The following is a 25,118-nucleotide window of genomic DNA, read 5'->3' as shown; positions in this document are numbered from 1 at the left end:
GTTCTATTTACCACTAATACCACATTGTTCAATCGCAGGGCGTACACCTTTTTCGATGATGACAGCTAAATACTGAGTTATCGTTTCCGCTAATTGAGGAATACTTAGTAAATCATGCTCCCAATGAGTATTATCACTTAATATAGTGTTAACTAAATCAGCCAAAGTTCCTCGACCTTCAGCAATCTTTATCCATCCAGAACGAAAACGCTCTAACCAAATGGCATCATCTTGTAATGAGTAATTTTGTTCATTACGAATACCTCGATATAAAGCGATTAAAGCCGCAAAAGAAAAGACTAAATGTTTAGGTAATACACCTTTCTCTTTTTGATAAGCAAGTAATTGTGGAAGAATCCGAGTTTTGAATTTTGTCATGCTATTTAAAGCTATCGACATTAATTGATGTTCAATAAATGGATTTTTAAAACGATTAATCACGGACTCAGCAAAATCCACTAATTCTTGATGTGGTAAATCTAAAACAGGGATAATCTCATCAAAAATCGTATCTTTAATATAAGATAAAATTTGAGGGTCATTCATTGACTCACCCACAGTGTCAATCCCAGCAAGATAAGCAACAGGGACTAATGCAGTATGTGCACCATTTAAAATAGCTACTTTTCGCTCTTTATATGGTTTGATATCATCAACAATTTTGATATTCATATTGCACTTATCTAGGCAGAGTTTTTCAGCTAACCATTGAGGTCCTTGAATAACAAATAAATAGAAGTACTCAGCAGTATCAATGAAATTATCTTTATACCCTAATTCGGTTTCTAGCTCAGTAATTTGTGCTTTTGGATAACCGGGCACAATTCTGTCGACTAATGTTGAACAAAATAAGTTATCATTTTCGATCCATGAAACAAATTTATCTGATAACTGCCATTGTTGAGCATAGTTAAGTACTAATTTTTTAAGTGCATCGCCATTATAATCAATTAATTCACAAGGAATTATGATTAACCCGCTTTGTTTACTGCCAGAAAAATGTAAAAATCTTTCATGTAAAAAAGCAGTTAGTTTAGCGGGATAACTAATAGCGGGCTTATCAGTAAGTTTATCACTTTCAACATAACTGATGCCTGCTTCGGTAGTATTAGAAAAAATAAATTGAATATTCGGATCTTTAGCCAATTCAAGATATTGATCATACTGAGTATAAACATTTATCTCATCATTGACTGAACGTATCATCCTAAATTCTTTTACTGCTTCACTATGTTCATTTAAACCACGAATCAGTGTAGTATATAATCCATCTTGAGTATTTAACGATGGTGGAAAGTCTGTATTTAATGGGCGAACAATGACAACGCCAGCATCAAGATCTGTTTTTTCGTTAAGAATATCTAATTGCCAATCTAAAAATGCACGTAAAAAATTACCTTCGCCAAACTGAACAACACGTGTAGTATATTTTGCGCCGGGAAAGTCTTTTCTGTTTAATCTCTTCATGAGCATCACTCTTTTTTAACTAGTTAACTTAATTCAATATCAAAATAGTTTTTAGCATTATCAAAACTAATATTTTTGACCATTTGACCTAATAACTCGATATCACGAGGGGCTTCGCCATCTTCAACCCAACGGCCAATCATGCGGCATAAAATGCGCCTAAAATATTCGTGCCGAGTATAAGAAAGAAAACTACGGCTATCAGTTAACATACCGACAAAACGGCTTAATAAACCAAGTTGCGCAAGTTGAGTCATTTGACGAATCATGCCGTCTTTTTGATCATTAAACCACCACCCTGAACCAAATTGCATTTTTCCGCGAATACCTTCTCCCTGAAAATTACCTATCATCGTACCTAGAATTTCATTATCAGAAGGATTTAAACAATAGAGTATTGTTTTAGGTAATGCATTTTGTTTTGCTTGTGCATCTAACAAACGAGATAGTGGCTGAGCAATTGGTGAATCATTAATCGAATCAAAGCCCACATCAGGTCCCATCAGATTAAACATTTTCGAGTTATTGTTACGCAATGCACCAATATGATACTGCTGTACCCAACCGCGTTTGTGATATTCACCACCTAAAAAGATAAGTACTGCTGTTTTAAATTGTGCTGTTTCTTTAGCACTCAACGTAGCACCCGATAATCGTTTAGTTAAGATAGTATCTAACTCTTTTTCTGAGGCTTTTTCATAAACAACAGTATCTAATGCATGGTCAGACACTTTACAACCATGTTGCTCAAAATGATCCATTCGTTTTGATAACGCTTGGCAAAGTACGTGAAAGCTTGATATTGTCATATCTGCAGCCGCAGATAATTTTTCTAAATAAGCAACAAAAAATTCAGAGTCAATATTAAATGCTTTGTCGGGGCGCCAACTTGGTAATACTTTAATATCAAATGAGCTATCTTGTGCAATCGTTTTATGATGAACTAAATCATCTATCGGATCATCAGTTGTACCGACCATTTTGACGTTCATTTTTTTCATAATGCTACGGGCTGAAAATGCTTTAGTTTCTAGCATTGCATTACATTTATTCCAAATCGTTTCAGCAGTTGATGGAGATAATAAAATATTATCAATACCAAATGGTCGACGAAGCTCTAAATGAGTCCAATGATATAGAGGGTTGCCTATGGTATGTGGTACGGTTTCAGCCCAAGCTTTAAACTTTTCAAAATCATCTACGTCAGTACCAGTACAAAATTTTTCAGCAACACCATTAGTACGCATCGCTCGCCATTTATAATGATCACCTTTTAACCAGATGTCATATAGGTTTTTAAATTGATAATCTTGAGCAATTTGTTCAGGAGGTAAATGACAGTGATAATCAAAAATCGGCTGTTCAGCAGCATAATTATGATAAAGCTGACGAGAAAATTCTGTGTCTAGTAAAAAATCTTCAGTTAAAAAAAACATTTTCTTCTCCATAATGTAGTATTAACTATTTAATTACATAGGCTAATATCACATGTAATCAAATTAGTTATTATTCGTTTGTTGTCGGCGTTTTTAAATAAGTTGTCAGACCCATTACTTCATTCAAAACGCTGGAGTAGCAACAGCTATGGAATTTCGTGTAAGATAACCTAATATTGTTTCTATGGTTACTAACGCTATCCATATACCATCTTAAATTTTTAATTGTTTTATACATATTAATACTCCAAGTACGCTTATGTTTTGGTCTATATTAACATGTATGATAACTAAAAAAGTTGACATACATCACATAATTAAAATTCATAAATTATATGACAAGCTCACCATTTGTAAGTTATCTTTGATGAATGGTCTCTTAAATTGAAAAAAATAGAACAATATTATTTAACTCCGCACGATTAGATGTTATTTTACAATGATGAGCAATTTAGGAATTATGTAAAAGTTACCATGACTCAGGAACAAAACGAATATCAACGACTTTATCAAATTATTGCAACTGAATTAAAAAAAAGAATTATTAATGGTATTTACCCAGTTGGTAGCAAATTACCGTCAGAAAGATTAATTTGTGAAGAATTAGAAGTTAGTCGTTCAGTTGTAAGAGAAGCAATTATTATGCTTGAAGTTGAAGGTTTTGTTGATGCACGAAAAGGATCTGGTATTCATGTTATTGCCAATAGTTTACAATCCAATATTTTAACATCTTCACCCGGTTTAAATTTTTCCACCACTGGACCATTTGAACTACTGCAAGCTCGTCAGCTAATAGAAAGCAATATTGCAGAATTTGCCGCAACTCAAATTACTAAAGATGATATCGTTAAACTATTAGAAATCCAACATAATGCAAAACAAGAAGATCATTATCGTGACTCGAATTGGGACTTAAAATTCCATACTCAAATCGCTATGATAACTCGTAATACAGCTTTAATTACCATTGTTCAAGAAACATGGCGGCAAAGAACATTAAACCCTTTGTGGAAAAAACTTCATGAGCATGTTCAACAACAAGATATTGAAAGTTGGTGGGAAGAACACGACAAAATTTTAGAAGCTCTCATTAATCGAGATCCTAAAGCTGCTAAATTAGCTATGTGGCAACACTTAGAAAATACGAAAAAAATGCTATTTGATGCCACAAGCGAGGATTTTGAAACTAAACGCGATCATTATCTATTCTCTGATAATCCAGTTGTTAGCATTAATGAAGATAACTACGAGTAAATACTTTCTCATCAGACAAGATAACAAAAAACACTAACAATAAAATTGCCAACTTAAATTAATTGGCGTTGTTTTATATACCAAATAACGCCAATATAATAATTTTTTGCATAAAAAATATTATAAAACGCTAGCGTTGATCGTCAATAGTCACACCAGCTGGTGGTGTAAATTTGAACTTGTCTAATGATACTTTACCTAATTTTTGTCGAGACAAATCATAAAAACTGCGTTGTCCATCTTCTTCAATTATCGTAAAATTTGAGATCATCCCAGTTGGTAAAACCGAAATAATAAAGTCTTGATTAGAACCATCGGTGGCTTTTAGTGTAAACGAATTTTGCTTACGTGTAACGTTATAAGCATTCCATATTGAATTATGACTATCAGTAATAAGTAACATTAAACGATTATCAACTGCTTTTTTTAAATCCATTACTGTTACTTGTTCAACAGCGGGCGTATAAACCCACATATTTTTTCCATCGGAAATAATTGATGTTACATCTGGCTCGTTCATGGTCCAATTGAAATAATAAGGCCTAGTCACCCATAAATCACCTTTACCCTGTTGAACGGGTTGATTATCGATTGTTTTTACATCTTGCGAAAACTGTGCATAAAACCCATCAATTTTATCTAGACGCTGTTGTAAAACTTCTTTATCGCCTGCCCAAGCTGTCCATGCACTAAACAATAATCCTACCAATAATAAAAATTTCTTCATGATAAATCCTTATGTCTGCCTATTTCTTAGCTAATAACTGTATTCTAATAAGCTAAATGTTGGTGAAAAATATTACCGTGTTTCGTTTTATGGGGAAAACTATTTTCTTTTTCACTTATTGATTAACGAGTATATAATACATTTCATATTGCAAAAACTAAATATAGTGTACCATGCCGAGTATGTCTTTTGAATTTACCACTGATGAGTTTAAGCCTTTAGCGGCAAGAATGCGTCCTCGCACCTTGTCAGAATATATAGGGCAAACCCATTTATTAGGGAAAGGAAAACCATTGCCCAGAGCCATTGAAGCCGGTAATTTGCACTCAATGATTCTTTGGGGACCACCTGGCACCGGCAAAACAACATTAGCTGAAATTATTGCTCATCATGCCAATGCAAAAGTTGAACGAGTGTCTGCCGTTACATCTGGTATAAAAGACATTCGCGAAGCAATTGAACGAGCTAAAATTAATCAACAAGCCGGCATTCGCACTATTTTATTTGTTGACGAAGTTCATCGCTTTAACAAAAGCCAACAAGATGCTTTTTTACCCTATGTTGAAAACGGTACCGTAACATTTATTGGCGCTACGACCGAAAACCCATCATTTGAACTCAATTCCGCCTTACTATCGCGTGCACGAGTTTATCTGCTAAAATCATTAACCAACTACGAGATTGAACAAATTTTACAACAGGCAATGGATGATCCCGACCGTGGTTACGGTAACCGAGATATTCTTTTGCCCGAAGAAACCAAAAAACAGATTGCTGAATTTGTAGGAGGGGATGCAAGGCGCGCACTTAATACACTTGAATTATTGGTTGATATGTCTGATGGTCATGCGCTTACACCAGAATTACTCAAAGAGGTAATGGGGGAACGCAGCGCTAGGTTTGATAATCAAGGAGACCGTTTTTACGATTTAATTTCAGCAGTCCACAAATCGATTCGGGGTTCAGCACCCGATGCCGCACTTTATTGGTATGCAAGGATTATTTCTGCAGGTGGTGATCCACTCTATGTTGCACGTCGATTATTAGCGATAGCCTCAGAAGATGTTGGCAATGCTGACCCAAGAGCCATGCAAGTAGCACTAGCCGCGTGGGATTGTTTTACGCGCGTAGGTCCTGCCGAAGGTGAACGTGCAATTGCACAAGCGATTGTCTATTTGGCCTGTGCACCAAAAAGTAATGCCGTTTATCTTGCGTTTAAGCAAGCAATGAGTGATGCCCAATCTAAATCAGATTACGATGTGCCTGAGCATTTACGTAATGCACCAACTAACTTAATGAAAAATTTAGGGTATGGAGCGGAATATCGTTATGCTCATAATGAGCCTAATGCTTTTGCTGCTGGAGAAAATTACTTTCCACCAGAAATGGCCAATACAAAATACTACCACCCTACAACACGCGGTGCTGAAAAGAATTATGCTGATAAGTTAGCATGGATAGATGAACAAAACAGCATTAGCTCAGTTCAGCGTTACAAATCTAAAAAAAATAGCTAATTTTGTGGTGTGTTTGGGTTTATCTCCTTTCATCTATTGCACCACCTTTTCTTGAATATTTAATATCTCTAATACATATATTGATAAATATTTGTAAAAATTTTCAAAAGATCTTAACTAATTATTTAATAGAAAATAACTATTATTTTTGCAATAATCAATTCATATATACTGTTTAGGTTAATTTTTTCATTTTATCAAACGCAAATTTTAAATAAAAATTTAAGGTGATATGTAATGAATAATTTTAAGTAGAAACAAAGTAATATTAGGTAGAAAAGAGTAGTATGAGTAAAATTATAACCCCAAAAAATTTAAATAGAATTGTAACTGGGCTAAGCCCATTCATTTTTAGTACAATGAGTTACGCAAACCTAACAGCCAAAACCACTAAAGAAATTCAAGGAACAGCGCCATTATTATCACCGATTATTGAGCAACATATAGAAGAATTATCGTTATTTGGAGTTAATGTTGGTGGTAAAAATTATTATGGCAACGAGATCGCTCAAATTCCCATATCACCGGCTTATCCATTTAAAAATCAAATTCAAATAGCGCCAATTCAACAACCTAATATAGAACAATATTTAGATATTGACGGTGATGAATTAGGGTATCTTGTTACACAAACATCACCGAAAATGGTTTGGTATTATACAAATGATAAAAATCAATTGGTGGAATTTATACCGAAAAACTTCGATACCTTTTGTTCTTTAGCAAAAGAAGGAAAATTTGGTCCATATAAGATAAAAATATCAAGTGATTTAATTTTAACTTCTAAGTATGGTATTCCGTTTACTAATCAATACCCAAATGAGAGAGTTACCAAACAACCATCGATGACTTATACAATAGTTTCTGATTCAGGAATTTGTTACGCAAGACCAGAGCTAGAGCCTGTAGAGGCAACGGCAAGTAAAACAAATCAATGGGTTGAAAACAAAGGGTTTTTAGTTCAATCTACAGTTGACCCAAGTAAAAATTTTCCAACAACGGCTTTTTATGGTGCTAAATTTGACCTTTTATTAGCTAGACCTGGGCTTGCTAAGAATTATAATTGGACTCTCGTGAAAGGGAGTGAACTTGTCACTATTTCTAACAATTCCGATGTAGTCACTGTCAAATTTAATACTCGCCAAGCAATGGACACAGGCATTGCTTGGCGAAATGTTATCAAGTCTGATAATGGATATACTGTTATCATTCAAGGAAAAAATAAAAACACAGGCAATATTATTCAATACTCATTCGCCATTACTAAATGGTTTACTGATTGGGATAAAAAAATGATTGGTTTACCTCAAGCTAGCAAAGGAAGTATAGAAGATATTATTGCAGGATGCAGATCATTAGATGGTCATTATCGTATAGGTTATGCAAATGAAGTAAGTAATGCAGTACTTGGTAAAAAAGATTCTGTAATTTTCACTCGAGAGATAGGCACATTATTAGGTGAATGGGGGTATGCTTCTCAAGAGGCTTACCCGAATTCTTGGGCGGCAAAAATTACTGGTAAAAAGAAGCAAAGTCATACTTATCAACGAGTCTGGGTATATGATACAGTTATGCAAAGCTATTGCGACTTACATCCTTATAACGCTAAGTATCATTGCCGGACAGAAAAAGAGGGTAAAAATGCTGTCTGTATTGCTATTAAATAAATACTATTAATTAAATATTCTAGAACATTTACTCGATAGTATATAGCGCTTTGTCGACATATGATATTAATCGTCGTCGTTATAAATAGTGTCATCTTGTAGAGGATACTTCAGCAAAAAAGTTATGTTACTTTGTGACTGTGTAGTATAATATTGATTTCAAGTATAAAAGAACATTGCCAAAAAATGAACAATTCTTATTGTTCTAAGTATAAAAAGAATTTTCTAAAATTAAGAGGCATCTTAATCATTTTTGGATTTCCTAATGATTAAAAAGTGTTAATTAAAAAAATTAACACTTTTTATCTTAATATTAATTCCCAACAAAAAAAGTTTTAACCGATCAAATTAAGTGTCATTGATATATATGATTAATTGTCCATATGGAAATTGATCAAATTAAATGATTTGTTTATATCAAATAAAGCGCCTATGCTAGACAAACTTCTATCTAAATTCTAAATCAAAAATCTTGATTAAAGTCACAATGATTGTTTTTAAATAAAGATAATAAATAATGGAATAATAATGAATATAGCTAAAAAATATGTTAAAACAATCGCATGTACAATATCCTTATTGCACTTTACAACAAGTTATGCCGTTTTATCAACAAAAACCTCCAATATGATTGAAGGAACTAAACCCAAATTATCTATCACTGTTGAAAAACATATTGATGACTTAAATCTTTTTGGCTTAGCTATTGATGAAAAAAATTATTATGGCGATGAAGTGAGCCGTGCTCCATTTTCTACTGCTTATCCGTTTAAAAACCATATTAAAATAGCCACTTTAAAACAACCTAATGATGAGCAATACTTTGATCTTGAGGGTGATGAGTTAGATTCGCTTGGCACAAAACAAAAAGCAGAAATGATTTGGTATTATACAAATTCATCAAACCAATTAGTCGAATTTATGCCAGCAGATAATGAAACTTTTTGCTCATTAGCACAAAAAGGGCAATTAGGGCCTTATAAAATAAAAATATCTGCTGATTTAATATTATTATCAAAATATGGCATTCCCAATTCTAACGAATATCCCAATGAAAATATCGTCACGCATCCATCTAAAATTTATACTGTATTACAAGACTCAGGCATTTGTTATGCAAAACCTGAGCTTGCGCCGACACAAGCAAAAACAAGTGCAAAAGATCAATGGAACAAAAACTATGGATTCTTAACTCAATCTAATGTTAACGCCAATGAAAATTTCCCAACAACGGCTTTTTATGGGGCTCGGTTTGATCTTTTATTAGCTAAAAAAGGGTTTGCTCAACATTATATTTGGAAAGTTGTACAGGGTAATGAACTTGTCACTATTTCTAGCAATGCTGATATCGTTACTGTGATGTTTAATACCGCAGAAGCAATGAATGCCGGCACAGCTTGGCAGCTTGTTATGGGCTCAAATAATGGATATACAGTTATTATTCAAGGAAAAAATAAAATTACAGGCAGTATTATTCAATACCCATTCACCATTACTAAATGGTTTAGTGGTTGGGATAAAAGCTTACTTGGTCAACCCAGAGCCAATAGAGGTAATGCAGAAGAAATCGTTTTAGGCTGCAAAAAACTTGATGGGCATTATCGTATAAGTTATGCCGATGAAGTAAGTAATGCTCCAATGGGTAACTCAGCAAGATACACTCGGGAAATAGGTACATTATTAGGTGAATGGGGCGATCCAAATCAAACTGCTTATCCAAATTCTTGGGCAGCGGCTACTAACCAAAATAATACTTATAAACGTATTTGGCTATATGATACCACAAAAAAAGAATATTGTGATTTACACACTTACAATGCTATATATCACTGTCGCAATGATAATGAACAAAAAAACGGTGTCTGTACTGCTATTAAGTAAAACTTTTAGTTAAGCTTCTCCAAAATATCTACATTAATAATGTGTAGATATTTATCTTCATAATTTTATTAATATTTTTTTATTTATTGGTTTTTATTGATTCATGAGCAATGCCGCCTTGTTTGCACAAAGTTTAGATACTTCGGTAATAAATAACCGTAAAACGCCCATTATCGTCTAAGCTAAACAAATCAAATCGTTAACCAGCAACAAGGAACGTTATAAAACCAGCAGATTAACGTCAAAAAAAAACTTGAATATAAAATACTAAAACAGGTATGCCATTCACTCAGCTGTTCGCTTTTTAGGTTATATTTTTGTAAAAAATATTCAGGAGTCTATACCGTTTCGTGATCCATTGAGAATTACAGTCTCTATTTATTAAAACGTTGGATAAGCATTAGTTAAGATTCAAAGGATAAAAATAAAAGTTTAAGCAATTTATTGGCTTTCATAATAGGGTTAACCGCATTGCACAATTATGGTAAAAACGCCTTATGAGTTTTTAGAGGGTTATTGTTATTACTAAGTATAAGCAACTCAGTATTTTCCTACAAATAATCCTTGATTTTAGTTAATAAATTAACATCCCTGATTAATAAACACACTATATATAGTAATAAATTAATTAATAGGTACTATATATTGTATATTTTGATAATTATCAATTATTATAGCTAACAATAAATTTTACAATTTGAGTCGATAGGAAGAATGAATAAATCAATATTAGTAACAAAACGAGATGGAAAAAAAGAGCCAATTAACCTTGATAAAATTCACCGTGTTATTGCGTGGGCCGCTGAGGGCTTAGAAAATGTTTCCGTTTCTCAAGTTGAATTGCGTTCACATATTCAATTTTATGACGGTATTCGCACATCGGATATTCATGAGACAATCATTCGTGCAGCTGCCGACCTTATTTCGCAAGAAGCCCCTGATTATCAATATTTAGCAGCGCGTTTGGCCATTTTTCATTTACGTAAAAAAGCCTATAACCAATTTACGCCACCATCACTATACGAACATGTTAAAAAATTGGTCGACAGTGAACGTTACGATAAACATCTACTTGAAGATTATACCCAAGAAGAATTTGAACAAATGGATAAAATTATCGATCACTGGCGGGATATGTCGTTTTCCTATGCTGCGGTTAAACAGCTTGAAGGAAAGTATTTAGTACAAAATCGTGTTACTGGTGAAATTTATGAAAGTGCACAATTTTTATATGTTCTAGTCGCAGCCTGTTTATTTGCCAACTACCCAAAAGAAACACGCCTTAGCTATATAAAACGCTTTTATGATGCAGTATCTACCTTTAAAATTTCACTACCAACCCCTATTATGGCTGGTGTGCGCACCCCTACTCGTCAATTTAGTTCCTGTGTATTAATTGAGTGTGATGATAGCTTAGATTCAATCAACGCAACTGCAAGCGCTATTGTAAAATATGTATCACAACGGGCAGGCATTGGAATAAATGCAGGGCGAATTCGTGCTTTAGGTAGTTCAATTCGCGATGGAGAGGCCTTTCATACTGGTTGTATTCCTTTTTATAAATACTTTCAAACTGCCGTTAAATCTTGTTCGCAAGGTGGTGTACGTGGTGGGGCTGCAACCGTCTTCTATCCTCTTTGGCATTTAGAAGTCGAAAGCTTATTAGTTTTACGTAATAACCGTGGAGTCGAAGAAAATCGTGTTCGCCATTTAGATTATGGGGTGCAAATTAATAAATTAATGTATCAACGGTTAATCAAAAACGAAAATATTACTTTATTTAGCCCATCAGATGTGCCGGGACTTTATGATGCTTTCTTTGCCGATCAAGATAAATTTGAAACGCTTTATCACCAATATGAGCAAGATATAAATATTCGCAAACGAGTTGTGAAAGCCGTTGAATTATTTGCATTATTAATGCAAGAACGCGCATCAACTGGGCGTATTTATATCCAAAATGTTGATCACTGTAATACCCACAGCCCATTTAATGCTCAATTAGCGCCAGTTCATCAATCTAATTTATGTATGGAAATTGCGCTACCAACAAAGCCACTTAATAATGTCAATGATGAAAAAGGTGAAATTGCACTTTGTACGTTGTCAGCCTTTAACCTTGGTCAAATCGAATCATTAGATGACTTTGAAGAACTTGCTGACTTAACGGTACGTGCACTTGATTCACTACTGGATTACCAAAATTATCCTGTTCCTGCTGCTCGAAACTCTTCAATCAATCGTCGCACATTAGGCATTGGCGTTATTAACTATGCTTATTATTTAGCCAAAAATGGCGTTAAATATTCTGATGGTAGCGCTAATAATTTAACGCATCGTACTTTTGAAGCCATGCAATATTACTTGTTAAAAGCCTCTAATAATCTTGCTAAAGAAAAGGGTGCATGCCCACTATTTAACGAAACAACTTATGCTCAAGGCATTTTACCAATCGATACTTACAAAAAAGATTTAGATACTATTACAAAAGAACCTTTACATTATGATTGGGAATCATTACGAGAATCTATCAAAGCCCATGGGCTACGTAATTCAACTTTATCGGCATTAATGCCATCAGAAACTTCTTCACAAATATCCAATGCAACAAATGGCATTGAACCACCTCGAGGCTTTATTAGTGTTAAAGCTTCAAAAGATGGTATCTTAAAACAAGTTGTTCCAGATTATAATAATCTAAAAAACTTCTACGAATTACTCTGGCAAATCCCTAATAATACAGGTTATTTACAATTAGTAGGTATCATGCAGAAATTTATCGATCAATCAATTTCAGCAAATACTAATTATGATCCTACTAAATTCCCAAATGACAAAGTCCCAATGAAGCAGTTATTGGCTGATTTATTAAATGCTTATAAATTTGGTGTAAAAACACTTTATTATCATAATACACGCGATGGTGCTGAAGATATTCAAGGCGATATAGCACTGACGAAAAACGATGATGGTTGTGAAGGTGGCGCTTGTAAGATTTAGTAGTCATTGTTAAAACAAAATAATAGCTACACGCTAAAACTCAGTTTATATGGGGGCAACAAACCATTTCCCCCATTTAATTTAACTTTTACACTGTCGGAAGGTAGCGGTAAAAACAACGATAAATTAGTAGGAGTTCTTTTATGAGTATGAATTACAGTACTTTCTCGCATGTGCATAATGATCAACTCAAAGAACCGATGTTTCTTGGACAATCGGTAAATGTTGCTCGTTATGATCAGCAAAAATATGAGATGTTTGAAAAATTAATTGAAAAACAGCTGTCCTTTTTCTGGCGACCAGAAGAAGTCGATATATCACAAGATCGTATTGATTACTCACACCTTCCTGAACACGAAAAACATATTTTTATTAGTAATTTAAAATATCAAACATTACTTGATTCAATTCAAGGACGTAGTCCCAATGTTGCATTACTACCCTTGATATCAATACCGGAACTCGAAACCTGGGTAGAAACTTGGTCGTTTTCCGAAACCATTCACTCACGTTCTTATACTCATATCATTCGTAATATTGTTAATGACCCATCAGTCGTTTTTGATGATATTGTCACCAATAAAGAAATTCAAAAACGTGCTGGCGACATTGCAGGTTACTACGATGACCTTATTAGCTATGCAAGTTACTATAATTTATTTGGCGAAGGTAAGCACGACATCAATAATCGCACTGTTTCCATTAATTTACGTGAACTCAAAAAGAAACTTTATCTATGCTTAATGAGTGTCAATGCGCTTGAGGCCATTCGCTTTTATGTCAGTTTTGCCTGCTCATTTGCCTTTGCTGAACGAGAACTAATGGAAGGTAACGCAAAAATTATTAAACTAATTGCGCGCGATGAAGCACTACATTTAACTGGTACACAGTTTATGATAAACACACTTCGTAGTGGTGAAGACGATCCTGAAATGGCCGATATTGCCAAAGAGTGCGAACAAGATTGCTATGATCTATTTTTACAAGCCGCCAATCAAGAAAAAGAGTGGGCTGAATATCTGTTTGAAGGCGGTTCAATGATTGGTTTAAATAAAGATATATTATGCCAATATGTCGAGTATATTACTAATATTCGTATGCAAGCAGTCGGGCTAAAATTACCCTTTGAAGTCAAGTCCAATCCAATTCCTTGGATCAATAACTGGTTAGTGTCAGATAATGTTCAAGTTGCCCCGCAAGAAGCCGAAATGAGCTCTTATTTAGTTGGGCAAATTGATTCTGAAATAAATGAAGATGATTTAAGTGATTTTACATTATAATTTTATACTCAAACGCATACTTTTCTGAAACTTTTTAACAAAAGGAACAAATCATTGTTCCTTTTTTAATAAAGGATCAAAATGATGTCTAAGTGATAAGCAATAGTTGCTTGATAGCAAAACTGAATGACGCCAAGATATTTATTATCTTTATTCCCACCATGAGTATAAAACACGACAAAGAAAATGACGCTACGCGTTTTAGTGCCTTATATTTTATTAGTGTCATGCTATTGAAGCGAGCTTTCTGAAGATCACAGCATAAAAGCATGTCAGTTATTGTGCTCAGTGTTGCAACAATTATCCGAATAATCCAGCTTGATAATAGCTAATACAACAACTTAAGCCAACAATAACCTCACTGATGCAATATTAACAGATTAAATTATTTAAAGTTAATCTGCTCATAGTTTATCTGCCTTGGTCAGCACCGTACATTGAAGCTTGCAAAATTTGCATCGTAAACGTTTTTTTTAAATAAAATCCTCTAGGGCGGGTTAAAATAATTTGCCCATTTTCACCAATTGCTTCGGTTAAAGATTGCCCATTGGCTGCTTTAGGTCTAATTTGTAAATAAGTGCCATATCGAGCCGTAATTTTTTCAACATGCCCTAGCGCTATCATATCCATTAACTCTTCCCAGTCCTGTTTTAGCTGTTGTTCTTGTTCTTGGGTTGGTGTCCATAAAATAGGTTTCCCCACTTTTCGATGTGAAAGTGGAATTGTTCTTTCTCCCTCTATTGGGATCCAAAGTACTTTGGCAAGCTTGTATTTAACATGGCTTGTTTCCCAAATAACACCATGATTAGCCATTAATGGCGTGACACTGACAAAGGTGGTTTCTAATGGTTTACCCTGCTTATCAACAGGAATCGTTTTTAGCTCTATACCAAGATTAGCAAAATCTTGCTCAGCTTTACTACCTGCATTTGCACCTAAAAACGTTTCAATAAGGTTACCTACCCAACCTTTTTGTTTGTTTAAGTTAGCGGGTATAGTGATGTTTAAGTATTGTGCTATTTCACCAAAAGAGTATCCAGCAACTAACTGTGCACGATTTAATAGCTCTTGCTCACTTTTCGGAATAGATAATATCATTACTGAGGAATTTAAATAGACTTATCAATAAATCAAACAGCCAAAAAAGCTTGGCTGCGAATAGCAAAATTTATATCAATTAACTGAATTTTTCAACCCAAGTAGCATAAGTATTAATAAATAATGATAAAAATTCTTTGCTTTTTTGGGTAATATTGCCTTGTTCATCAAAGGCAGTACTTACACCGCCAAAATAAGCTTCTGGTTGTTGTAATGTTGGCATATCTAAAAAGACTAAAGATTGTCGTAATTGATGATTTGCTCCAAATCCACCAATCGCACCAGGCGAAACCGAAATAATTGCAGCTGGTTTTTTTGACCAAATACTTTTACCATAAGGGCGAGAGCCCACATCTATTGCATTTTTGATAACCGCTGGCAAGCCACGATTATATTCAGGCGTTACAAAAATAGCACCTTGACATTCTGCTACTTCTTGACGGAAACGAGTATAAGAGGCAGGCGGGGTATCAGTATCAATATCTTCATTATATAAAGGTAAATCGCCAATTTGGATAATTTGTAACGAAAGTGATGGTGGTGCAATTTTCTGAAAAACTTTTGCCACTTTTAAGTTATAAGAGTCTTTACGTAAACTCCCTACTAATACAGCAATTTTTTTACTCATCTTAAATCTCCACGTAGTTTTAATAAGAGGCATTGAATATGCCTCTTATTATTGTCATTAATAATTATTTATTAATGTCCTGATGAGTCGACTTTTCGGCCGGCTTCAAATAAGAACCATGCACGCTGCTCAGTTTGATCTATCCACTCTTCGATTAAGCTTGCAGTAGCAGTATCATTATATTTATCACAGATATCATGGGCTACACGCATGCGTTCTGTTAGTCTCACGTTATCTTGGCAAAGTTCGGCAAGCATATCTGATGGTTCAACAAAATCAGCATTATTATCAGAAATACTTTGTAATTTAGCGATATGACCAATTGAACGTAGTGTTGTACCACCTAATTTACGGACACGTTCAGCAATTGGATCGGTCATTGCAAATAGCTCATCACCATGATCATCTAACATTAAGTGGTAATCACGGAAATGAGGACCACTCACATGCCAGTGGAAGTTTTTGGTTTTTAAATATAAAGCAAATACATCTGCTAAAACAGAATTCATTGCTCCAGAAATATCTTTTGATGCCTGTTGACCTAAATCAGTTGGAAACAAAATCGCTGCTTGTTGTAGTTTTTTAGCAGAAGTCGTACTTTTAGCCATGATATATTCTCCTTTAAATTGAATAATAAATACCCGTATTGACAAAATTACGCCAACTTAATGTTAATGTCCAATAAAAAAAGTTAATTTTTTACTATCATTGCTATTTCAGTAACCTATGATTCTTTTTTTCATTTCTTTTTATTTATTAATCTTTTCGAAATATTTTCTTTCAAAATAAAAGAAAATATTTCAAATTGTGATCGTGTTAAAAGTTTTTGCCTTTCTTAGTTGATATTATCTGCTCGAAATTTAACGAAAATAGGAGGAAATATGATTGATGCTATTTCATTTGGAGCTGAATGGTTTATTGGTTTATTCCAAGAAGGAGGTAAAGTATTTGTTGGCATGGTAACGGGAATTTTACCATTATTAATTTCACTGCTTGTTGTAATGAATGCGGTAATTAAATTTATTGGGCAAGAGCGTATCGAGCGTTTAGCTCAAGCATGCGCCGGCAATCCTATCTCTCGATATCTTTTATTGCCATTAATAGGCACTTTTGTTTTTTGTAATCCAATGACATTAAGCTTAGGTCGTTTTATGCCAGAGTTTTATAAGCCAAGCTACTACGCTGCATCTTCTTATAGTTGCCATTCAATGAATGGATTATTCCCACATGTTAACCCTGGTGAATTATTTGTTTATTTAGGTATTGCAGCTGGTTTAACTAAATTAGATCTGCCACTCGGCCCTCTTGCTGTGAGCTATTTTCTTGTTGGTTTAGTCACTAACTTTTTTAGAGGTTGGGTTACTGACTTTTGTACCGCCATTTTTGAAAGAAAAATGGGGATTAAATTAGAAAGAAAAGTTCATTTATAAATAATCATAAGGAATAGCAAAATGATTAAATTTATTCGAATTGAAAAAGGTGAAGCAGGTTGGGGCGGTCCATTAGAGCTTCCTGTGATTGAAGGTAAAAAGATTGTTTATATCGCTGCAGGAACAAAACCTGCTATCGTTGACATATTAGTCGAGTTAACAGGGTGGGAGGCAATTGATGGCTTTAAAGAAGGTGAACCACCTAAAGATGAAATTGGTGTGGCTGTGATTGACTGTGGTGGCACGTTACGTTGTGGTATCTATCCTAAAAATCGTGTTCCAACTATCAATATTCACGCAACGGGTAAATCAGGTCCACTTGCTCAATATATTGTTGAGGATATCTATGTTTCAGCGGTAAAACCCCACAATATTAAGTTGATAGAAAAAGAAGGTGATTTAGTAAGCGAAAATCCATCAGTAGTCAAAGAACTGCAAACCAATAATAAATCGTCTGAATTTAAAGATTATGACAGCAGTAAAAAAATTACTGAACAAAGTGACGGATTACTAGCAAAAATTGGTATTGGTATGGGATCTGGGGTTGCCGTTTTTTTCCAAGCTGGCCGTGACACTATTGATACGGTACTTAAAACAATACTTCCTTTTATGGCGTTTGTATCTGCAATTATTGGAATTATTATTGCATCAGGCTTGGGTAACTTTATTGCTCATGGTTTAGTTCCGCTAGCAAATAACCCAATTGGACTTATCATTTTAGCCTTAATCTGCTCTTTCCCATTACTTTCACCATTTTTAGGGCCAGGTGCGGTTATTGCGCAAGTAATTGGAACGCTAGTTGGGGTGCAAATTGGTCTTGGTAATATTCCTCCCCATTTAGCATTGCCAGCATTGTTTGCAATTAATGCGCAAGCCGCATGTGACTTTATTCCTGTTGGTTTATCGCTTGCTGAAGCGAAACAAGACACAGTACGTGTCGGCGTTCCCTCCGTGCTTGTTGGTCGCTTTTTAACTGGTGCGCCAACGGTATTAATTGCTTGGGCTGTTTCGCTATTTATATATCAGTAACCATTTCAAATTGTTAAGAGGGGTAAATGATGTCAAAGACTATCTATCAATCACAAATTAATTCTATTGGAGAGTTTGCCCAAGAAGCTTTAGCCGATGGCATGTTAATCCTATTTAAGGATGGTGCGCCATCAGACTTAGCAGATTACTGTTTTGTTCATAGCCATGATGATTTTCAGCTAGAACTACAAGTAGGACAAGCACTTCAATTAGGTAATCAAAGTTATCTCATCACTTCGGTTGGTGAAGTTGCTAATGCTAATTTTCGTGAATTAGGGCACATCACATTAAAGTTTGATGGTAACTGTGAGGCAGAGCTACCTGGAACTGTTCACCTAGAGGGGCAATGCCCAACTCAGCTTTCAGTTGGTGATGAAATTAAAATTTTAAATCGATGAGGAATATAAAAATGAAACAAGTTGCAGTCATTATTGGTGGGGGACAAACCCTAGGAGAATTCTTATGTAATGGTATTGCTGATGCGGGCTATCATGTTGTTGTTGCTGATTTGAATATGGACAATGCCAATAAAGTTGCCGACGCAATTAATCAAAAGCATGGTGAGGGGACGGCAAAAGGATTTGGTGTTGATGCTACAAATGAAGAAAGTGTGCTGCAATTAGCGCAAGATGTTGATAATGTGTTTAAACGTGTTGATTTAATGGTGTATAGCGCAGGCGTTGCAAAAGCAGCACCTATTACCCATTTTGCATTGAATGATTTTCAGTTATCTGTTAATGTTAACCTCACTGGTTATTTTTTATGTGCACGTGAATTTGCCAAATTAATGATCAAATACAATACGCAAGGTCGAATTATTCAAATTAATTCAAAATCAGGGAAAGTGGGCAGTAAACATAATTCAGGATACAGTGCCGCCAAATTTGGTGGGGTCGGGTTAACACAATCTTTAGCCTTAGATCTTGCCGATCATGGTATTACTGTTAACTCATTGATGCTGGGTAATTTGCTTAAATCACCCATGTTCCAATCATTATTACCTCAATATGCAAAGAAACTGGGCATCCCAGAAAGTCAAGTTGAACAAGTCTATATTGATAAAGTGCCACTCAAGCGTGGTTGCGATTACCAAGATGTACTTAATGTATTGCTATTTTATGCAAGTGATAAAGCTTCTTATTGTACTGGGCAATCAATCAACATTACTGGTGGACAAGTGATGTTCTAGATAACACATAGGATGCGAAAATTTTGTAAAAAATTTTCGCACTTTTAATTTTATTAAACTTAACATGGAGTGCCTATATGAATATGACCACCTCTTTAATTGTTATCGCACTTATTGCTTGGTGTATTCAAATCATATTTAGTTGGCTTCAGATTCGTCGTTTTAATCAAGCTTTTTTAGCGATGAAAAAAGGGGCTTATTTAGGGGTTGGCCGTAGCCAAACAAAGCGATTTAGACCAAGGGTATTAATTGCTATTTCATTAGATAAACACCAAATTGTTATCGATTCAGTATTAATGAAAGGCATCACTGTGTTTGCTTTACCAAAACCCATTGCTCAATTACATGGTTTATCTATCGCTGATATTATTCCTGCAAATATTTTCCCAAATGATCCTGTTAGTCAAAGTGCATTGACTGTAGCGTTAACCACAAATAAAAAATAATTAACTTTTATTTTGAAAAATATTCCCTTTTATTGTGAAATAATATATTTTAAAGTGATTTTACGTATGATGCGCGTCGATAATGGTGATGGGATTTAATTGTGAAAGTGAAGCAACGACAAACAGCGATTCTGGAATATCTACAAAAAAATGGGCAAATCAGTGTAGAAGAGTTGGCCGAGCATTTTAAAACAACAGGGACAACCATTCGTAAAGATCTCACCCAATTGCATGAAAGTGGTTTAGTTTTGCGCACATACGGCGGGGCAATGCTAAATCGAGAGGTTGGCGATAGAGCAATCGATCACAAAACCTACATTAATACTGCACAAAAAAAGGCCATAGCACAAGAGGCAGCTAAACTAATTCATGAGGGTGACTCTATCATTTTTGATGCAGGAAGTACGGTGGCACAAATGATCCCCATGTTAGCAAGATTTAATAATTTAACGATTATGACCAATAGTTTGCATATGGTCAATGAGCTGGTTGCTAATGATAATGATCAAACGATTATTTTAACGGGGGGGACGTTTCGTCGAAAATCTGCCTCCTTTCATAGTAATAACGCTTTAGCCATCGCAGCGTTTGAATCTTATACTTTCGATAAGCTGTTTATGGGCGCTGATGGGGTGGATTTAATAGGTGGCGTGACAACGTTTAACGAAAGTTATCATGGCAGTGTAGCCATGAGTAAAGCTGCTGCTAAGTTAATTTTGTTAGTTGACTCCTCAAAATTTGGTCGCCGTAGCCCCAATGTTGTTTGTGATTTAAGTGCTGTTGATACGATTATCACTGATGATAATTTAGATGATAGATATTATGATGCGCTCACTCAAAGGGGTATTAAAGTGATTAAAGTGAAGACCGACGAAACGTAAATAAATCGATTTTTTCATAGAAATTTAACTATTTTTTAGGTTGGTTAAGTATTTAATCATTAAGTATAAACAACCCGATGTTTTTCTAAATTTTAAATATATTCATTACTATAATTCCTGCAGGTATTTTTAAAAGCAGCTAGCTTAAATTTACACTTAACAAATCTTAACAAAAAAGTTGTATTTTTTACTTTGAAGTAACGTTTATAATTAATTTTATTCTTTATTTGTGACTTATCGTCTTTGAATATTTCAGTTTTTTATAGCTCAATATTTCATAGGATATTCACAAAGGGAACTTGATAACTTACTGAAGTTTATTTAATTAATTTTATTAAATAAAAAAGAAAAATAAAAATATTTTGCAACTGGAAGTAGTTAATGATGAAACGAGAAGTCATATCTTTTGAGAAACTAACAAAACAAACATCAGTAGCATTATTGGGCTTAATGGTCTCAACTAAAGCTATTGGGCTATCGGCAACCACCTCAAATGTGATACAGGGTAGTGCCCCTTATTTAACCATGGATGGTGGTGTAACCAAGGCGATGAGTGAAGAGGGATTGCTCGGTATAAAATTCCCAGATGGCAGCGTGTATATTGCTCCGGGGGCAAATACCGACTTATATCCTGATGCAAGGGTAGATAATTCAAGCCTTAACAGCCCCATCACATTACCAGACGAAGCAAGAACCTTTGCTGATATTCAAACATTAGTGCCATTAACAGGTAATAGCCACTATCCTCGAATTGATCTGAATAATTTAATTGGTGACCCCTATAATTATTGGGGAGATGCCGAGGGTGATGGAAATGCCAGTGCAACAGGTAGCCTAACAGTTGCATGGAAAAACGCCGATAATAAAGATATTACAGCCGAAATTAAAGCTAATCCGAATAAATTATTAACGGCCTGTGATGTGCCTTATCAACTGACCATTACGGCAACTAATGGTCACTTATCAACCGAATATGGCGTGCCACAAACCAGCACTTTTAATAATATAAGCCACACTTATTATCTTGGTGTTAAGGCGGACAAACCATCGGCCTGTTATGCGTATCCTAATAGCCAATATGACGCAGCACTTGGTGATGCATTTTTTGAAATGGTGGACGGTCCTAATTGGGTAAGATTTGCGGGATTTAAAGTGAATAATGCCGATAAGCCCAGTGATAACTTCCCGACGACAGGAGCAAATAATTTACATTTTTTCTTATTATTATCAGGCATAACACCTGAACAGATTATTGCCGCAAATGGGGCAACTGTTAGTGCGGAGAGTGGTCATGGCGTCACCTTATCACTTTCTGCTGATCAGGTAAATTGGAACTACAGGTGGGCTGGTACTGATGCAAATGAAGAGTCAGCTGCTTGGAATGCCAGACCGATAGCGATTAGAAGCGGCCTAAAGATAAAATTAAAAGGGCCAACGCTCGATTCAATAGATAAGCGTTTTTCGCCTTCGTTATTTAAGCTTTACGCAGATAGTAGCCATACCAAATTACTTTATAGTTTTAAGATAGAGCGTTGGTATATAAATAATCCCTTCTACTATGATGAGAATTGGCATATGTCCTATAATGCGATGACACATGAGCAAGCGATACAATTTTGTCAAGGATTAGGTAGTAATTATCGTCTTCCCGCTGTTAATGATTACACTAATACCAATAATTCGTGGCTCGGTTGGAATGGTGGTCTACCAGAAACGGACGGCTTGGGGTTCTATCAACGACGCTTAAGTTTTAAACGAGGAAATCGTTGGATAGGGGGATTATTTAATGAATGGGGACGTTTGAATAGTGCATATCCATGGCGCAATGAGGATAATCCTCTTAGTAATGAATACGATGTTTCTTGGGAGAGCACTGTTTTGTCTTCGCATGGATTTTGGACGGCTTCCCAATCTGGTTCTAATCGATATTTGGTTGTTACCCAACCCCTCGGAGAACTGCATGATTATAATGAATCATGGAGAACTATACAAGCAGCATGTGTCAGTCCTTAAAGGTGATGATGCATTAGATTAGCGATTATATTAATGCCATTACTAGTTTAAATTGGTAATGATTAGCCACTTATCAAAAGATAGGTGGCATTGAGTAAATGTCAATTAAAATAGCAACCTTGCGCGAATGGTACCAGACACATTTTTTAATCTATCAAGCAACTCCTCGGCTTTATTTGAAAATACCTTTATACACATGGAAATTGTTTACTTTTTTTCTTTTTATTCTTTATATAATTAGAGAAAATTGCAGTATTGGTTTTTTAGTATTTTTAAAAGCAGCTAGTTTAAATTTACACTTAACAAATCTTAACAAAAAAGTTGTATTTTTTACTTTAAAATAACGTTTATAATTAATTTTATTCTTTATTTGTGACTTATCATCTTTGAATATTTCTGGTTTTTATAGCTCAATATTTCATAGGATATTCACAAAGGGAACTTGATAACTTACTGAAGTTTATTTAATTAATTTGATTAAATAAAAATAAAAATAAAAATATTTTGCAACTGGAAGTAGTTAATGATGAAACGAGAAGTCATATCTTTTGAGAAACTAACAAAACAAACATCAGTAGCATTATTGGGCTTAATGGTCTCAACTAAAGCTATTGCGTTATCGGCAACGACCTCAAATGTGATACAGGGCAGTGCCCCTTATTTAACCATGGATGGTGGTGTAACCAAGGCGATGAGTGAAGAGGGATTGCTCGGTATAAAATTCCCAGATGGCAGCGTGTATATTGCTCCGGGGGCAAATACCGACTTATATCCTGATGCAAGGGTAGATAATTCAAGCCTTAACAGCCCCATCACATTACCAGACGAAGCAAAAACCTTTGCTGATATTCAAACATTAGTGCCATTAACAGGTAATAGCCATTATCCTCGAATTGATCTGAATAATTTAATTGGTGACCCCTATAATTATTGGGGAGATGCCGAGGGTGATGGAAATGCCAGTGCAACAGGTAGCCTAACAGTTGCATGGAAAAACGCCGATAATAAAGATATTACAGCCGAAATTAAAGCTAATCCGAATAAATTATTAACGGCCTGTGATGTACCTTATCAACTGACCATTACGGCAACTAATGGTCACTTATCAACTGAATATGGCGTGCCACAAACCAGCACTTTTAATAATATAAGTCATACTTATTATCTTGGTGTTAAGGCGGACAAACCATCGGCCTGTTATGCATATCCTAATAGCCAAAATGACGGTGCACTTTTTGAAATATTGGACGGTCCTAATTGGGTAAGATTTGCGGGATTTAAAGTGAATGATGCCGATAAGCCCAGTGATAACTTCCCGACGACAGGAGCAAATAATTTACATTTCTTCTTATTATTATCAGGCATAACACCTGAACAGATTATTGCCGCAAATGGGGCAACTGTTAGTGCGGAGAGTGGTCATGGCGTCACCTTATCACTTTCTGCTGATCAGGTAAATTGGAACTACAGGTGGGCTGGTATTGATTTTGATGAAGAGTCAGCTGCTTGGAATGCCAGACCGATAGCGATTAGAAGCGGCCTAAAGATAAAATTAACAGGGCCAACGATCGATTCAATAGATAAGCGTTTTTCACCTTCGTTATTTAAGCTTTACGCAGATAGTAGCCATACCAAATTACTTTATAGTTTTAAGATAGAGCGTTGGTATATAAATAATCCCATCTACTATGATGATAGGCATTTTCCGGTCTATAATGCGATGACACATGAGCAAGCGATACAATTTTGTCAAGGATTAGGTAGTCATTATCGTCTTCCCGCTGTTAATGATTACACTAATAACAATAGTTTGTGGCTAGGTTGGACTGGCGGTCTACCAGATCTGGACTCTGATTTCTATCAACGACGCTTAAGTGTTAAACGAGGAAATCGTTGGGTAGGGGGATTATTTAATGAATGGGGCGCTTTTGAGAGTGGTTATCCAATGGAAAATGAGGAGACAGTTCTACAAAATGGTGAATACGCTGTTTCTTGGGAGTCAAGTTTTTATGGTGGTTCGCATGGATTTTGGACGGTTTCTCCAGGACAAATGCCTAATCAACATCTTGTTGTTCATACCTTAGGAGATATATTTAATCGAGATGATAGAGCGCTCTATATACAAGCAGCATGTGTTAGCCCTTAAGGGTTATGACGTGTTAGATTAGCAATTAT

The 25,118-nt window shown here is 35.1% G+C and carries 20 protein-coding genes; 14 read left to right on the top strand and 6 right to left on the bottom strand.

The features are described from left to right. Positions 1 to 3: 3 nt before the first annotated feature. A complete protein-coding gene (locus GQ593_RS01180; protein ID WP_160430252.1) occupies positions 4 to 1,467 on the bottom strand; it encodes a tagaturonate reductase in 1,464 nt (487 codons plus the stop codon). Positions 1,468 to 1,490: 23 nt separating this feature from the next. Beyond that, a complete protein-coding gene (gene uxaC / locus GQ593_RS01175) occupies positions 1,491 to 2,903 on the bottom strand; it encodes a glucuronate isomerase (protein WP_160430251.1) in 1,413 nt (470 codons plus the stop codon). A 474-nt stretch (positions 2,904 to 3,377) separates the two neighbouring features. Here uxaC and exuR point away from each other — a divergent pair, with 474 nt between their 5' ends. Then, complete coding sequence (exuR, locus tag GQ593_RS01170; protein WP_160430250.1) at positions 3,378 to 4,157, top strand: transcriptional regulator ExuR; 780 nt, start codon at positions 3,378 to 3,380, stop codon at positions 4,155 to 4,157. 130 nt (positions 4,158 to 4,287) lie between these two features. Here the strand turns inward: exuR and lolA are convergent, their stop codons facing one another. Next, entirely contained in the window at positions 4,288 to 4,884 is a 597-nt protein-coding gene (lolA, locus tag GQ593_RS01165) for an outer membrane lipoprotein chaperone LolA (RefSeq protein ID WP_160430249.1), read from the bottom strand. A gap of 182 nt (positions 4,885 to 5,066) precedes the next feature. Between lolA and GQ593_RS01160 the strand changes: the two genes are divergently transcribed. From GQ593_RS01160 to nrdB, 5 genes are all read left to right on the top strand, one after another. Next, positions 5,067 to 6,401 carry a replication-associated recombination protein A gene (locus tag GQ593_RS01160; RefSeq protein ID WP_272914585.1) on the top strand — a complete coding sequence of 445 codons (1,335 nt, stop codon included), beginning with the start codon at positions 5,067 to 5,069 and terminating at the stop codon, positions 6,399 to 6,401. Between the two features lie 287 nt (positions 6,402 to 6,688). Further along, a complete protein-coding gene (locus tag GQ593_RS01155) occupies positions 6,689 to 8,068 on the top strand; it encodes a hypothetical protein (protein WP_160430247.1) in 1,380 nt (459 codons plus the stop codon). A gap of 528 nt (positions 8,069 to 8,596) precedes the next feature. Next, positions 8,597 to 9,949: a hypothetical protein gene (locus GQ593_RS01150; protein ID WP_160430246.1), complete on the top strand. Its 1,353-nt coding sequence runs from the start codon at positions 8,597 to 8,599 to the stop codon at positions 9,947 to 9,949. A gap of 714 nt (positions 9,950 to 10,663) precedes the next feature. Beyond that, complete coding sequence (gene nrdA, locus GQ593_RS01145; protein ID WP_160430245.1) at positions 10,664 to 12,949, top strand: class 1a ribonucleoside-diphosphate reductase subunit alpha; 2,286 nt, start codon at positions 10,664 to 10,666, stop codon at positions 12,947 to 12,949. A 149-nt stretch (positions 12,950 to 13,098) separates the two neighbouring features. Then, the gene (gene nrdB / locus GQ593_RS01140) at positions 13,099 to 14,229 is read left to right on the top strand and encodes a class Ia ribonucleoside-diphosphate reductase subunit beta (RefSeq protein ID WP_160430392.1); all 1,131 of its coding nucleotides are present in this window, start codon (positions 13,099 to 13,101) and stop codon (positions 14,227 to 14,229) included. A gap of 411 nt (positions 14,230 to 14,640) precedes the next feature. Here the strand turns inward: nrdB and mutH are convergent, their stop codons facing one another. From mutH to GQ593_RS01125, 3 genes are all read right to left on the bottom strand, one after another. Continuing rightward, positions 14,641 to 15,327 carry a DNA mismatch repair endonuclease MutH gene (mutH, locus tag GQ593_RS01135; RefSeq protein WP_160430244.1) on the bottom strand — a complete coding sequence of 229 codons (687 nt, stop codon included), beginning with the start codon at positions 15,325 to 15,327 and terminating at the stop codon, positions 14,641 to 14,643. Positions 15,328 to 15,406: 79 nt separating this feature from the next. Next, positions 15,407 to 15,955: an NADPH-dependent FMN reductase gene (locus GQ593_RS01130; protein WP_160430243.1), complete on the bottom strand. Its 549-nt coding sequence runs from the start codon at positions 15,953 to 15,955 to the stop codon at positions 15,407 to 15,409. A 71-nt stretch (positions 15,956 to 16,026) separates the two neighbouring features. Then, complete coding sequence (locus GQ593_RS01125; protein ID WP_160430242.1) at positions 16,027 to 16,563, bottom strand: Dps family protein; 537 nt, start codon at positions 16,561 to 16,563, stop codon at positions 16,027 to 16,029. Positions 16,564 to 16,836: 273 nt separating this feature from the next. On the opposite strand from GQ593_RS01125, the gene srlA reads away from it, so the two are divergent. From srlA to GQ593_RS01085, 8 genes are all read left to right on the top strand, one after another. Next, positions 16,837 to 17,385: a PTS glucitol/sorbitol transporter subunit IIC gene (srlA, locus tag GQ593_RS01120; RefSeq protein ID WP_160430241.1), complete on the top strand. Its 549-nt coding sequence runs from the start codon at positions 16,837 to 16,839 to the stop codon at positions 17,383 to 17,385. A gap of 21 nt (positions 17,386 to 17,406) precedes the next feature. Next, complete coding sequence (gene srlE / locus GQ593_RS01115; protein WP_160430240.1) at positions 17,407 to 18,414, top strand: PTS glucitol/sorbitol transporter subunit IIB; 1,008 nt, start codon at positions 17,407 to 17,409, stop codon at positions 18,412 to 18,414. A 29-nt stretch (positions 18,415 to 18,443) separates the two neighbouring features. Beyond that, positions 18,444 to 18,812 carry a PTS glucitol/sorbitol transporter subunit IIA gene (locus tag GQ593_RS01110; RefSeq protein ID WP_160430239.1) on the top strand — a complete coding sequence of 123 codons (369 nt, stop codon included), beginning with the start codon at positions 18,444 to 18,446 and terminating at the stop codon, positions 18,810 to 18,812. Between the two features lie 11 nt (positions 18,813 to 18,823). After that, complete coding sequence (gene srlD, locus GQ593_RS01105) at positions 18,824 to 19,603, top strand: sorbitol-6-phosphate dehydrogenase (RefSeq protein ID WP_160430238.1); 780 nt, start codon at positions 18,824 to 18,826, stop codon at positions 19,601 to 19,603. 77 nt (positions 19,604 to 19,680) lie between these two features. Continuing rightward, complete coding sequence (locus GQ593_RS01100; RefSeq protein WP_202115324.1) at positions 19,681 to 20,049, top strand: transcriptional regulator GutM; 369 nt, start codon at positions 19,681 to 19,683, stop codon at positions 20,047 to 20,049. A gap of 101 nt (positions 20,050 to 20,150) precedes the next feature. Then, positions 20,151 to 20,930 carry a glucitol operon DNA-binding transcriptional repressor SrlR gene (srlR, locus tag GQ593_RS01095; protein WP_160430237.1) on the top strand — a complete coding sequence of 260 codons (780 nt, stop codon included), beginning with the start codon at positions 20,151 to 20,153 and terminating at the stop codon, positions 20,928 to 20,930. A gap of 381 nt (positions 20,931 to 21,311) precedes the next feature. Next, positions 21,312 to 22,943, top strand: coding sequence for a hypothetical protein (locus GQ593_RS01090; protein WP_160430236.1), 1,632 nt, complete (start codon positions 21,312 to 21,314; stop codon positions 22,941 to 22,943). Positions 22,944 to 23,466: 523 nt separating this feature from the next. Further along, positions 23,467 to 25,089 carry a hypothetical protein gene (locus tag GQ593_RS01085; protein ID WP_160430235.1) on the top strand — a complete coding sequence of 541 codons (1,623 nt, stop codon included), beginning with the start codon at positions 23,467 to 23,469 and terminating at the stop codon, positions 25,087 to 25,089. The last annotated feature ends 29 nt before the right edge of the window (positions 25,090 to 25,118 follow it).

Origin of the sequence: Gilliamella sp. Pas-s25, assembly GCF_009795885.1 — a bacterium.
Lineage (GTDB): Bacteria > Pseudomonadota > Gammaproteobacteria > Enterobacterales > Orbaceae > Gilliamella.
The sequence above is the reverse complement of the archived record's forward strand: the minus strand, read 5'-3'. Positions and strand labels throughout refer to the sequence as shown.